General features: G+C 63.4%; 8 protein-coding genes. 5 read left to right on the forward strand and 3 right to left on the reverse strand.

The features are described from left to right. The first annotated feature begins 30 nt into the window (after nucleotides 1–30). Nucleotides 31–5,130, forward strand: coding sequence for a DUF6543 domain-containing protein (locus JV241A_RS11410; protein ID WP_134062555.1), 5,100 nt, complete (start codon nucleotides 31–33; stop codon nucleotides 5,128–5,130). Nucleotides 5,131–5,166: 36 nt separating this feature from the next. Here the strand turns inward: JV241A_RS11410 and JV241A_RS11415 are convergent, their stop codons facing one another. Next, nucleotides 5,167–6,132, reverse strand: a complete 966-nt coding sequence (locus tag JV241A_RS11415; protein WP_134062558.1) for a LysR substrate-binding domain-containing protein — start codon at nucleotides 6,130–6,132, stop codon at nucleotides 5,167–5,169. A gap of 146 nt (nucleotides 6,133–6,278) precedes the next feature. Here JV241A_RS11415 and JV241A_RS11420 point away from each other — a divergent pair, with 146 nt between their 5' ends. Beyond that, nucleotides 6,279–7,655, forward strand: a complete 1,377-nt coding sequence (locus JV241A_RS11420) for an L-serine ammonia-lyase (RefSeq protein ID WP_134062559.1) — start codon at nucleotides 6,279–6,281, stop codon at nucleotides 7,653–7,655. Between the two features lie 165 nt (nucleotides 7,656–7,820). Further along, nucleotides 7,821–9,119 carry a serine/threonine transporter gene (locus tag JV241A_RS11425; protein ID WP_166675682.1) on the forward strand — a complete coding sequence of 433 codons (1,299 nt, stop codon included), beginning with the start codon at nucleotides 7,821–7,823 and terminating at the stop codon, nucleotides 9,117–9,119. A gap of 20 nt (nucleotides 9,120–9,139) precedes the next feature. On the opposite strand, the gene JV241A_RS11430 is transcribed toward JV241A_RS11425, so the two are convergent. Further along, on the reverse strand, nucleotides 9,140–10,798 hold the full coding sequence (locus tag JV241A_RS11430; RefSeq protein WP_134062562.1) for an alkaline phosphatase D family protein: 1,659 nt from the start codon (nucleotides 10,796–10,798) through the stop codon (nucleotides 9,140–9,142). Between the two features lie 175 nt (nucleotides 10,799–10,973). Between JV241A_RS11430 and JV241A_RS11435 the strand changes: the two genes are divergently transcribed. Further along, the gene (locus tag JV241A_RS11435) at nucleotides 10,974–11,381 is read left to right on the forward strand and encodes an OsmC family protein (protein ID WP_134062564.1); all 408 of its coding nucleotides are present in this window, start codon (nucleotides 10,974–10,976) and stop codon (nucleotides 11,379–11,381) included. Here the strand turns inward: JV241A_RS11435 and JV241A_RS11440 are convergent. Further along, entirely contained in the window at nucleotides 11,378–12,055 is a 678-nt protein-coding gene (locus JV241A_RS11440) for a DUF3313 domain-containing protein (RefSeq protein WP_010226867.1), read from the reverse strand. The two genes, JV241A_RS11435 and JV241A_RS11440, sit on opposite strands and share 4 nt — an antisense overlap. A gap of 161 nt (nucleotides 12,056–12,216) precedes the next feature. Between JV241A_RS11440 and JV241A_RS11445 the strand changes: the two genes are divergently transcribed. Then, nucleotides 12,217–12,717 carry a GNAT family protein gene (locus JV241A_RS11445; protein ID WP_134062566.1) on the forward strand — a complete coding sequence of 167 codons (501 nt, stop codon included), beginning with the start codon at nucleotides 12,217–12,219 and terminating at the stop codon, nucleotides 12,715–12,717. Nucleotides 12,718–12,976: the final 259 nt, after the last annotated feature.

Here is a 12,976-nt window from a genome sequence, read left to right on the forward strand (position 1 = left end):
TGACAGCCCCCACTGTCAGGAGTTTTTCCGATGACACCCGTAACGCAAACCTCGCCACTGATCTATCATCGCGCCTTGATCGGCGCGGCCATTCCCGCCTGGGTCAGCCATCTGGCGGCCAAGGATTTTCAGGCCCTGCTGCATAGCCAGCAATTGCCATCCTCGACCGAGCCGCAACTGCGGGCCGCGATCATGGCCTCGCAGTCAGCGCGTCAGGCGCTGGCTTTGCAGCTTGCCGGGCTCAAGGGCATCAGCGCGTTCTGTGCACCGTTGCTGGCCCGCACGTTGCGCGAGACCTACAGGCTCGACCTTGATGTACTGACGGCGCAACTGCACTACATTGGTTTTGAAAGCAGTGGCGGGCGCACCTACCCCAAGGGCGGCAGGCGCCCCAGCAGCCTGCTTGAAGCGGCCTTGCAGAATTTCAGCGCCAACGAAGACTTGGGGCCCTTCAGCTACCTGGTTGACGGGCAGAATCAATCACTGAACCTGACCTGCGCTCAGTTCGTCGCGCTGTGCCGCCAGCTCGACCTTGGCCAGCAGTACCAGGACCATCTGGCGCAGATGCTGGATAGCCCTGGCACGGACGCCAGCATGATGGAGGCGGCCCGGGCCGACTTTGTCGTGCAGGTGCATCGGGCACGCGGCAACGACGAAATCACCGGACAAGTTCTGAACCTGTTGCTGGCGCTGGCCAACGGTGCGCCGGGTACCGTGCCCAAGCTCGACGGCAAACCGGTGGTTTGTCGTCAGGTCAGCGTGCTGGGCAGCGTACTGCAGGGCGTGCTGTTGATCGGGCCGGATCCGGAGACGAGCAACGTTACCGAGCGCTGTGTGGCCTGGATCGTCGGTGCACCGTTGTATCCGGTCAAGGAGTACTCATCGACCAGCGCCTTTGCCCACGACCTGGCCATCAGCCTGCAAAGCGACGGTTATCGCCAGGCGATCCTCAGCTGTGTCCCCCAGGCGGAACGCTCGGCATTCGTCCGCGCCCTGGACGCAGCACTGTACCTCGAGCGCTACCGGGGCGAAGAAAAGATCCGCCAGCCGATCCTTAATCCGCGCCTGCAGGTGCAGGAACATGCGCTCGGCGGCGAACTCTGGAGCCGCTTGCAGCGCCTGCAAGTGCGCAGGCTGAAGGCCAATGCCCGGGTGCTGGCGGTACCTAACGCCGATGAAGATCGCGCCGCGCGCCTGGCGCGCCTGGCGTATTGGCTGGACATCGGCCTGAACGTGCTCAATGCCGGGGCCTTTGTCATCCCGGCGCTCAACCCGCTGATGCTGGCGGTTACCGGCGCGCAACTGATGGGCAATGTGTTCCATGGGGTAGAAGCCTGGGAGGCCGGCGAAACAGCTGAAGCCCTGGCCCAGGTCGAGTCGCTGGCAGTCAACCTGGGGTTGATCGCTGCGCTGGGAGCAGCCGGCAGCGCTGTCGAGTCGTCGCGGTTTGTCGATGCTCTTGAGCGTATCGAATTGCCCAATGGCCAGGTGCGTCTGTGGAAGCCCGATTTGAGCGGCTATGAAAGCCCGGTGCAACTACCCGAGCGCCTGGCACCCAATGACCTGGGGCAATACGCGCTGAACGAGCGGCTGTACATTCGCCTGGACGGCAAGCTCTATGAGCAGCGCTACGATGCCGATGGCCAGCAATGGCGCATCCGCCACCCGCGCCAGGGCGATGCCTTCCAGCCGGTGCTCAAGCAATATGGCGACGGCGCCTGGCAGTTCCAGGGTGAACAACCGTTGCACTGGGAACGCAGCCAACTGCTGCGGCGCATCGGCGTTCTGGCCGAGGGGCTGGACGATGCCACCCTGGCACAGGCTGCCGATATCAGCGGTATCGACGACGATATGCTGCGGCATATGCATGTCGAGCAGGGGCCGCTTGCACCGCTGCTGGCCGATACCTTGCAGCGCCTGCAACTGGACCGGCGCATCGCCCGGATGGTCGCCGATATTCGCAGTGGTGCGGCGCTGGAGCCGGGCATGACCTACCCGGTGGCGTTGCTGGTCGAGCTGCCCAACTGGCCAGCCAACCGCGTACTGCAAGTGTTCAACGGGCCGGAGCCTTGGGGGCAATCGCAGACCTACGGCCTGGAACGCTGGCCGCAGGGCCATGCAATCAAGGTCCTGGCCGGTGATGTACGCAGCGGCAGGCTGGCCGAAGTGCTGTTGCAGGCCTTGAGCGAGGTGCAAGGCAGCGAGCTGCTGGGCCAGCACCTGCCGCAACCTGCGCGTGTGCCGGCCTTGCGCGAGCACATGGCCGAGCTGGCGGAACGCAGGCGTAGCGCGGTGTTCGACAGCCTGTATGCCAGTGTCGAAGGTTCGTCCGATCCGGGGGCCAAGACCCTGCAGCGCGACTTTGCGCTGCTGCCTGATTCACTGGCGCAAGAGATCGCCCGGCATGCCACTGCCCAGGAGCGTGCGCAATTGATCGGCGAGCAGGCGCGGGTGCCTCGGCGCCTGGCAGAAGAAGCCCGGGCCTATCAGCGCCAGCTGCGCCTGAGTCGTGCACTGGAAGGGCTGGTGTTCCCAGCGCACCTGGCGCTGGACAGCGAGCGCTTGGGGCTGCAATTGCTGGCAGATTTGCCGGGTTGGAACGCCGATGTTCGCCTTGAGTTGCACGAGCAAACGCTGGGCAGCGAAGTGCTGGCCAGCGTCGGTGACACCGGGGCAGAGCTCAGGTCGTTGCTCAAGTACGACGGTGGCTACCGCGTCTTCGATGCCCGGGGCAATGAGCTGGGCGTCAGCGATGATTTTTTTGCTGCGCTGTTGCGTGCGCTGCCAGACACCGTGCGAAGGTCGCTTGACGTGGAAATCTACGAGTCCGCGCAACTGCGCCAGCGCCTTGCCCGGCAAGCCCTGAGCGATCGCGCACACAGTTCCACCCTGATCGGCCAGCAACCTTCGCGTCCCTGGCTGCAGTCGCCGCTTAAACTGGCCGACGGGCGTCGCGGCTATCCGTTGGGTGGGGCAGTGGGGACGTTGCGCTCTACCGAGTATCGTCGCTTGAGCGCGCTGTACCCTGAGCTTCGCGAAAGCGAAATCACCGAGATCAAGCATCGGCTGAGAGTCGAGAGTGAAGACCTCGCCGCTGCCATCCAGCGCCTGGAGGATGAGTATCGCCAGCTCGGGCAAAGCCTCGATAGCTGGGTGGCGCAAGGCCCCAGCGCCCGCGAGCGGGTGGACCGTGAGAGGCTGCGTGACCGGCTCAAGGCCGCCTGGCGCCGCGTGGGGGGCGACCTCAAGCACGAGCTGGACCTGTCCTCCTGGGTGCCGGGCGCTTTGCCTGCCATTGAAGCGCGTTTTAGCCATGTCAACCGACTGTTTCTGCATCGGATGGAACTGACGGCAGTGCCGGAGCATTTTCTCTCGGCGTTTCCTGAACTCAGAGATCTGGGGCTGGACCATAACCGCTTGACTGAAATTCCCGCTGCACTCGGCACCAGGACCAAACTCAGCTCGCTCGGCCTTGAGAATAATCAGGTCAGCGTCAATGCCCGCATGTTCGACTCGCTGCAACCGTTGCGGGCCTTGCAGGTGCTCAGCCTCACCGGCAACCAGATGGCCACGCTGCCCATAGAAGCCATCGGCACGCTGGGCAAGCTCCCCAGCCTGACCACCCTGGGCCTGCGTGCCACTGGCGTGACGCTTGACGCCGAGCAACTGCAGGCCCTGGCGGCAATCCCGTTGCAACATCTGGACCTTGCCCGTAACAACATCCGGCTGGACGCGGCCGGAGCCGAAGCCTTTGCAGGCTTGGTGCGGGTGCGCAAACTCAACCTGGCCGACAACCCCCTGGGCCGAGCTCCGCGGCTGGGTACCCTGAGGGCATTGGAGCACCTGGGACTGCGTGGCTGCCAACTTGAAGACTGGCCCGAGGGGCTTGTGGAATTGATGCAGCCGCGGGGGTATCGGTTGCGCACGGTCGACCTGAGCAGCAACGAGCTGACCCAGCTCCCCGACCTGGCAACCACGGCCTTCGGCGCCGACCTGCGCGCCGACGGCCAGCGCAGCCGCTGGATCCTGTTGAACCAGAACCCGCTCAGTGAAGACGCTGCTGCTCACTTGCGCGGCCTGGGCATGCCGTTCAGTCGTCGCGCCAGCGGCCTGGCAGCCGGCTGGCTGCGCGAGGCCAGCGTCGATCAGCAACAACTGTGGGACACCTTGTTCCCGGATGACGACACGCATCGTCCGCTGTTGCTGGTGCTTGACCGGGCGTTGGAGTCCAGCGAGGGCAGGTTCGATTTCGCCAATATATCCGCCAGGGTTTGGAAGCTATTGCGAGCGGCGGCAAGTTCCGATCAGCTGTTCAGTGATCTGCAGGCGGTGGCCGAAGCCTATCCGCCAACCTGCGGTGACGCCGGGGCTGACGGCTTCAGTGCCCTGGAGATCGAGTTCCTCGCCTATCGTCGGAGCCAGGAGGCGCACGATCCGCTGCAGCGCACGGCGGCCGTGGTCGGGTTGTACAAGCAGCTCTACCGCCGTGACCTGGTCAACTCCCTGGCCCAGCGTATAGGCCTGGCGCGTGATCTGCGCCGCAATGGCATTCGTGCCAGTACTCGGCCGCTTCCTGCCTTCGACCCGCTGGATAACATTACCGACCTGGATCTGGAGCATGAATCCGATCCGGTGGAGATCCGCCTGAGGTTGCGTCAGCAACTGGCCAACAAGCTCGACTTCCCCGAGCCGTCCAGCGGCATGCTGTTTGCGCACAGGGCGGATGTCGATGAGCGCATCATCAAGAACGTCGCGCGTGAAGTCCGACGCCTGAGCATTCAGCGGGAACCAAGGCAGGAGTGGATGGCGCTGCAGCAGGGCTGGAAACGTTACTTGCGCAACCTGCACGGGCAACGCTTCGAGGCGTTCGAGCAAAAATGGCGAGATGCAGCGGATTACCTGTTGAGCTGCCTGTACGACTGGCACGAGTTCGACGGGCCGCTGGCGCCCGAGGTGCGCAGTGCCGTGCAGCAGATCCTGCCTGACGCCCCGGTGGACGGGCAGGGGCAACTGCAACGGTTGCCGCTTTCGGAAGGGCGTTATTTCATGGCTGAACGCCAGTTGAAAGAAGTCAGCAGCGCCGCCGAGCACGGGCTGATCCTTGAGCTGACGCGCAGCAGCGAAGTGTAAGGTTGTAGAACGGCCTTGCCTCCCGCTGGCGCAATTTCAGCGGGAGGCAAGCGCGTTTGCAGGTGCCCCGTCCTGGGCGTGAAGCGCCCGAAACCCTTCGGCTTCCTCCACCAGCCAGTCGTGCACTGCCCGTGCCCCCGGGTGCGCCAGGCCACCGGGCGGGTAAAGCAGCACATAGCGCTTGTGGTTGGCGATCGGCAGGCCGAACGGCACGATCAACGTACCGCGTTCCAGCTCGTCATTGAGCAGGGTACGGCGGGCAATGGCCACGCCGATGCCGGCAATCGCCGCTTCAATGGTCAGGTGGTTGCGGTTGAACGTGTGCCCACGGCGCACATCCAGGCCGCTGGCACCAATCCCTTCCAGGTAGAACTCCCACTCGGCGTATTCCGAGCTGCCGCGCCAGGCGGTGATGTCGTGCAGCAACGGGTAGTGCGCGAGGTCCGCCGGGCCATGCAGCGGGGGGCGGCCGCGCAGCAACGCCGGGGCGCAGACCGGGAAGATCTGCTCATCGAGCAGGGGCGTTGAATGCATGCCGGGGTAACTGCCGTCGTTGAGGTCGATGGCCAGGTCGAAGTCGCCTTCGTGCAGGGCCTGGCTGCTGTCTTCGGCCACCAGGCGCAGCTGGATATCCGGGTAGCGTTGCTGCAGGCGCGGCAGGCGCGGGGTCAGCCATTTGGCCAAAAACGAAGGAATCGAGCGCAGGCGCAGGGTGCCGCGGATTTCGCCAGCGTCCAGGCGGCGCAGCTCGGCATCGATGCTGCCATAGGCTTCGCTGACGGTTTGCGCCAGGCGCTGGCCTTCGGCGGTCAGCTCCACGCCGCGGGCGCGGCGCAGGAACAGGCGAAAGCCCAGGCGCTCTTCCAGCTGGCGGATCTGCTGGCTGACCGCGCCCGGGGTGATGTGCAGTTCTTCGGCGCAGCGGGTGAACGACAGATGCCGCGCCGCACAGGCAAACACATGCAGCCAGACGTACATCTGGCCATTCATTTGTCGCTTCATTGTTTAGTTCTGCTAAAGGCTTGCTTAGAAAGTTTCGTTGGTCAACACGGCAGTGACCGGTCAGTATCGCGCAACTTCGCGACATCCATCAATTTTTTAACAGTGCCGTTGCGTGACATGGATTGTTGCCTCGGTCAGGCATTAGCATGGCTATCAGTGTTTTCGACCTTTTCAAGATTGGCATCGGGCCCTCCAGTTCCCATACCGTAGGCCCCATGCGTGCGGCGGCAACCTTTGCCCAGGCCCTGCGTGAGCAAGGTGTGCTGGCGCAGGTTAGCCGGGTCGAGGTGCGCCTGTACGGTTCGTTGTCGGCCACCGGTGTTGGCCACGCCACCGACCGCGCCTGCCTGCTCGGGCTGATGGGCGAATGGCCGGACCAGATCGACCCGCAGAGCATCGAGCCGCTGATCGCCCAGTTGCAGCAGAGCCAGGTGCTGATGCTCGACGGCAGCCGGGCGATCCCGTTCGACTGCGCAACCGATTTACTGCTGCTCGATGAAAGCCTGCCGTATCACCCCAACGCCATGACCCTGGAAGCCAGCAGTGCAACGGGTTCGTTGCTGCAGCAAACCTATTATTCGGTTGGTGGCGGTTTTATCGTCGAGGCGGCGCAAGTGGGCGAGGCGGGCAACGGCGCCGAGCAGGTGCAATTGCCCTATGACTTCGACAGCGCCGCCGAGCTGCTGGCGCTGTGCAAGCAGCATAAGCTGCGGGTCAGCCAGGTGATGATGGCCAACGAACTGGCCTGGCGCGAGGAAGCCGAGGTGCGCAGCGGCCTGCTCAAATTGTGGGCGGCCATGCGCGAGTGCGTCGACAACGGCCTGCGCAACGAGGGTATCCTGCCGGGCGGGCTCAAGGTCAAGCGCCGCGCCGCCAAGCTGCACCGCAGCCTGCAGGAGCTGGGCAAGCCCAACGTCATTGGCTCGACCCTGAGCGCCATGGAATGGGTCAACCTGTTCGCCCTGGCGGTCAACGAAGAGAACGCTGCCGGCGGGCGCATGGTCACCGCGCCGACCAACGGCGCGGCCGGCATCATCCCGGCGGTGCTGCATTACTACATGAAATTCAACCCCGATGCCTGCGACAACGACGTGGTCGACTTCCTGCTCAGCGCTGCCGCCGTGGGCATCCTGTGCAAGAAGAACGCGTCGATCTCCGGCGCGGAAGTGGGGTGCCAGGGTGAGGTGGGTTCGGCCTGCGCCATGGCCGCTGCGGGCCTGGCCGATGTGCTCGGGGCCACGCCGATGCAAGTGGAAAACGCCGCTGAAATCGCCCTGGAGCACAACCTCGGGCTGACCTGTGACCCGGTTGGCGGCCTGGTCCAGGTGCCGTGCATCGAGCGCAACGCGATTGCCGCGGTCAAGGCCATCAACGCCGTGCAGATGGCCTTGCGTGGTGATGGCGAGCACTTTATTTCCCTCGACCGGGTGATCCGCACCATGCGCGATACCGGTGCCGACATGCATGCCAACTACAAGGAGACTTCGCGCGGCGGCCTGGCGGTCGCGTTCGTCGAGTGTTGATCGCTTAAAAAGCAAGGCTTCGCTGGCAAACCAGCTCCCACAGGGATTGCACCATTCCTGTGGGAGCCGGTCTTGCCGGCGATGGGCTGCACAGCAGCCCCAGGTTTTACCCAGCAACAAAGCAGTTCGTTCATACGCAACAAAAACAACTACAAGGCAATATCGATGACTGATGTAAATAGCACCACGACCGTTCGTGTGGAATCGGCTGCGCCTGCGCAAAGCCGTGCCTGGAGCCGCTACGACACCACCTGGGTTCTGGGCCTGTATGGCACCGCCATCGGCGCCGGCACCCTGTTCCTGCCGATCAACGCCGGGGTAGGGGGCTTCTGGCCGCTGCTGGTCCTGGCAGTATTGGCCTTCCCCATGACCTTCTACGCCCACCGCGGCCTGACCCGCTTCGTGCTATCGGGCAAGCGCGGCGCCAGTGAAGACATCACCGAAGTGGTCGAAGAACACTTCGGCGTCGGCGCCGGCAAGCTGATCACTCTGCTGTACTTCCTCGCCATCTTCCCGATCCTGCTGGTGTACAGCGTCGCCCTGACCAACACCCTGGGCAACTTCATGGAGCACCAGCTGCACATGACCCCGCCGCCGCGGGCGCTGCTGGCCCTGTTGCTGATCTGCGGGCTGATGATCGTGGTGCGCAGCGGCCAGGGCATCATCGTCAAGGTCATGAGCCTGCTGGTCTACCCGTTCGTGGCCGCGCTGTTGCTGCTGGCCGTGAGCCTGATCCCCAACTGGAACGGCGCCTTCTTCGCCCAGGCCAGCGAAGGCATGCCCCTGGACCTGTTCTTCAAGACCTTGTGGCTGGCCATCCCGGTGATGGTGTTCTCGTTCAACCATTCGCCGATCATCTCCGCCTTTGCCGTTGACCAGAAGCACCGCTATGGCGAGCAGGCCGATGCCAAGAGCGGCAAGATCCTCGCCAGCGCCCATGTGATGATGGTGCTGACGGTGATGTTTTTCTGCTTCAGCTGCGTGCTGGCGCTGAGCCCGGCCGACCTGGCTGCCGCCAAGCAACAGAACATCTCGATCCTGTCGTACCTGGCCAACCACTTCCAGACCCCGGTGATCGCCTTCGTCGCGCCGCTGATTGCCCTGGTGGCAATCACCAAGTCGTTCCTCGGTCACTACATCGGTGCCAGCGAAGGCTTCCAGGGCATGATCGTGAAAACCCTGCGCAGCCGTGGCAAACAAGTGTCGGCCAAGCGCCTGGAGCAGATGACCGCGCTGTTCATGGTGGTTACCTGCTGGGCCGTGGCGACCCTGAACCCGAGCATCCTCGGCATGATCGAGAACCTCGGCGGGCCGATCATCGCCTGCCTGCTGTTCCTGATGCCGATGTACGCCATCCACAAAGTGCCGTCGCTGCGCAAATACTCGGGCAAGGCCTCGAACGTGTTTGTGGTGCTGATCGGATTGATTACCCTGTCGGCGATTCTGTTCTCGTTCTTTGCCTGATCCGGGCTCCGGGCGCCGGGTTATTTGAGCAACACCCGGCGCTTGGTCAGCTCACCATCCTCGCCACTGGGCCAGTGCAGCTCCACCAGCACTTCGGTCTGCTTGCCGTCCAGTGACGGGCGCACGCTGAGCAGGGCGAAGTTCTTTGAACCGGCCATGGCGTACCAGCGCTCGCAGACCATGTTGGCAATGCCCGGCATCTCGCCACCGCCGCTGATGGCCATCTTCAGCATGTCCGGCGCCGGTATGCGCGAAATGGCACTGGAGGTGACCTGGTACACCTTGGCCGCCGGGTACTGCTTGTGCAACAGGCGAAACACCGCCGCGCAGTGCACGTCGCCACTGAGAAATACCACCGGCTTGGCACTCTTGCCCAGCGCCGCGTAGACCTGATCGAGCAGCACCTTGCGTTCGGCGCGGTTGGTCTTGTGGTCCCACTCATCCATGCAATCGTCCTTGAGCGAGCCAAAATCGGCGCCGTTGGTGACCGCGTTGTTCCAGTGCATCACCGGCACCGGCGAGACAATGAACACCGCCTTGGCGCTCTGCACCACGGCACTGTTCAACCAGTCCTTGAAGCGCTTCATTTGCGCACTGCCGAGGATCTTGTGCGGGTCGTTGGCCTCGACATCGTGATGGCCGCGCATGTCCAGCACATAGAAGGCCGAGCCGCCTTGCTCGAAGGCGTAGTCCCAGTGGCAGTCGTCGGGCTTGTCGAGGTTGATCGAGGTCACCGGGTTGTGGCTGTGCTCGTATTCGTAATAGGCGCGGCAGGCGGCGCGCCACATGAGGTCGACGAGCATCTGGTTGTTGGGGCCGTTGCTGGTGCTTTCGAACAGCAGCGAGATGCGTTTTTGCCGCTCCTTGTTGGTCAGCGAGCCCCAACCGTCCATGATCTCGTGGTCGTCCCAGATCATGTACTGCGGGAACTGCTCGTACACCTCGCGCAGGGTCGGGATGTTCCAGTACACCCGGTAGTACCAGCGGTAGATGTCCAGCAGGTACTGCTCGATGCCGGGTTTGTCGTAGCTGTTGCCTTTCTTGTAGTGGGCCAGCAGGGCCTGCTTGTTTTCTTTCAGCCATTCCCAGATATCCAGGAAGCCGTTTTTCTTGTTGGTGTCGACGTACATCTGGTCGCCACCGCCGATGACGAACTGCGCGCGCTGGTCGATCAGTTGCTGGTGCAGCAGCGGCCAGGCGCCGGCACTGCCGTCGGCGCTGATCGGGTCGTGGCAGCTGTAGAAACCGAAGGTCAGGGTTTCGGGATCGATCGCCGGGGTGATGAAATTTTTCGGCGAGTCGGCGCCGATTTCGGTGCGCCGACGGATGATCAGGTCGTCGGTTTCGCTGCTGATCAGCGCGTAGTAATAGGTGCTTTGCGCCTTCAGTCCAGTCACTGCAAAGACACCAGTGAGGTCGCTGTCGAAGCTGAATTTTTGCGCCTGGATGAACACCGGCTTGATCTTGTGCTTTTTCAGAAAGTCGGCCACGGGCAGCTCATCCAGGCGCTGCAGGTCGCCGCTCAACGGCGCGGTGGTGACCACCAGCACCCACTCGCCGGGCATGTACACGCGAAACCACAAGCGAACGCTGGTTGGCGTGATCGCACCGATGATCGCGGCGCTGGCCAGCTTGGCGTACTTGCTTTCGTTGGAGGTGGGGTCCAGGAGCTGGGACATGGTCGATTTCCTTATCAGGTCAAGTTGTTGTCCCGGTAAGTAAAGCGGATGGGCGTGGTTCTGCCATTGTGCGTCGTTCTGCGCGCAGGACGCTGAAGTTCAACCGCGCGACTGGCGGCGGCGGGTCTTGGGCGCTAGGGTAGGCGGGTGTACCCATCTCCGATTAAGGAAGCTCATGAGCGCATCAACCGTTTACGCCGACCTTGGCGATGTCCCGTATCAGGTAAGCCTGGCTGCCGGTGCCCAGCAGTGGCTGGCTGATGAGGGCCGCGAGCTGGGCGGCCACGACAGCGGTCCCAATCCGCATCAATTGCTGCTGTCGGCCCTTGGCGCCTGCACCGCAATCACCTTGTCGATGTATGCAAAACGCAAGGATTGGCCGCTGCACCATGTGCATGTGCAGTTGGACATCGTCAGTGAGGTGAAAAGCCCTGAAGTGCGCACCGAGATCAAGCGTGTGATCGAACTGCACGGTGATCTCGATGCGGCCCAGCGCGAGCGCCTGCTGGGCGTGGCCAATGCCTGTCCGGTGCACAAGCTGCTCAGCGGCAGCATCGTCATCGACAGTGAACTGAGCGACTAGCGCGATTCGCTCTTGAGCTTGGCGAAGCTTTTGCGCAGGTCGCTGGCCCAGCCGTCCAGCACTGGCTTGACGTTCTCCAGGGCCAGCTTGGAGGTGTTGTTTTCCAAGGCCTCGCCGGTGCCTTTGCGTACCACCTGAGCGATCACCTTGTTGTTGCCACCGTCGAGGAAGGCCGCCTCGGTGGCGATGTCCACTTCCTGGTCGCGGCCACCGGCGGCAGTGTTGACGGCGGCGGCCACCAGGGCGATGGGGATCACTTCGTAGGGCTTGAGGCCTTCGGTCTTGGTCGACACGGCGGTGATCGCCGGGCGCACCACCAGCACACCCGGGCCCGGACCCTGGGCCAAGGGCAGCTCGGCACCCAGTTCACGCTTGAGCGCGGTGTTGTAGTACTGGGTGATCTGCCCCAGGGTCTGCGGCGATATCGCCGCAGTGGGCTGGGGCTTGGGGTAGAACTGGCTGGGCTCGATATACACCTTGGTGAAGCGCGCGGCTTTCACCTGCGGGTCGATCCAGCGCATCACCGGCTGGCCGGAGATGCTTTCGGCGGGCTTGAGGCGGCTATAGTCCTTGAGAAACCCGGAATACTGGCTGGGGTCGACCCGGGAGCTGGCGCAACCGGCCAATACGATAAGGGCGGAGCAGAGCAGGGTGGAGCGCAAGGTGGGTTTCATCGACTTTCGTATCCTTGGCAATGACCGCACGGGGCAGGGGATTGATCGCCTGAACAACGCTAGCAGCTCTTGGCCAGGTCGCCAGCGATCCAGCGCAAAGCGCTCGTAAAGGATAGGTCTATGCAATACTCGTCGCTCCTTACCCACCTCAGGACCCCGCAATGGACTTGCCCCGCCGCCTGCGCAGCAAACAGCTGAAACTCCACGCCCCGGAACTGACCTTTGCCGCGCAACTGCAGGCTGTGCTCAACGCCAACTACGGCTTCCACCGTGAATTTCTGCCCTGGGCCCGCGACGACTGGACCCTGGAACAAGCGCGACAAAGCCTGCTTCAGGCCCGGCAGAACTGGGCAGCGCCCCAGGGCGAAAAACGCTATTACCTGTTCCTGGCCAGCGGCGAACTGATCGGCTGCCTGGGCGTGCGGCCGGATGCCCAGGGCAAGGTCGGGCTGGGCTACTGGATCGCCGAGGTCCATGCCCGGCAGGGCTTGATGACAGAGGCGCTGGACACGCTGTTGCCGGTGCTGGAAGGCTCGCTGCTGTGGCTGACCACTTCGCCGGCGAATGTGGCCTGCCAGCGGCTGGCGGAAGGGCTGGGGTTCAGGCGGGTGGCTTCGGCGGGTGGGGCGAATGCGCGGTTGCGGTATGAGCTGAGGTGTTGATTCAAAGTCGGCGTTGCCTGGATTACGAGCGCTTTGCGCTCGATCGCTGGCAAGGCCAGCTCCCACAAGTTCAGCGTCACGCCGGCCACTGTGGGAGCTGGCTTGCCAGCGATGAGGCCGGCACAGCGCTAGCCACCCATTCGTTGCTCGATGGAATTGAGTTGAGGGTGCTGAAAGACTGACTCGGTATCGCCTGGATTTTCGAGCGCTTCGCACTCGATCGCTGGCAAGCCAGCTCCCACAAGGTCAGCATGTGGGA

The sequence above is a fragment of the Pseudomonas sp. JV241A genome (assembly GCF_900275665.1).
In the GTDB taxonomy this organism is placed as follows: Bacteria; Pseudomonadota; Gammaproteobacteria; order Pseudomonadales; family Pseudomonadaceae; genus Aquipseudomonas; species Aquipseudomonas wadenswilerensis.

Bases quoted from the DNA above. Each gene is read 5' to 3' on its own strand.
- JV241A_RS11420 (WP_134062559.1), top strand. From the start codon at position 6,279: ATGGCTATCAGTGTTTTCGACCTTTTCAAGATTGGCATCGGGCCCTCC.
- JV241A_RS11425 (WP_166675682.1), top strand. From the start codon at position 7,821: ATGACTGATGTAAATAGCACCACGACCGTTCGTGTGGAATCGGCTGCG.
- JV241A_RS11415 (WP_134062558.1), bottom strand. From the start codon at position 6,132: ATGAAGCGACAAATGAATGGCCAGATGTACGTCTGGCTGCATGTGTTT.
- JV241A_RS11410 (WP_134062555.1), top strand. From the start codon at position 31: ATGACACCCGTAACGCAAACCTCGCCACTGATCTATCATCGCGCCTTG.
- JV241A_RS11445 (WP_134062566.1), top strand. From the start codon at position 12,217: ATGGACTTGCCCCGCCGCCTGCGCAGCAAACAGCTGAAACTCCACGCC.
- JV241A_RS11430 (WP_134062562.1), bottom strand. From the start codon at position 10,798: ATGTCCCAGCTCCTGGACCCCACCTCCAACGAAAGCAAGTACGCCAAG.
- JV241A_RS11435 (WP_134062564.1), top strand. From the start codon at position 10,974: ATGAGCGCATCAACCGTTTACGCCGACCTTGGCGATGTCCCGTATCAG.
- JV241A_RS11440 (WP_010226867.1), bottom strand. From the start codon at position 12,055: ATGAAACCCACCTTGCGCTCCACCCTGCTCTGCTCCGCCCTTATCGTA.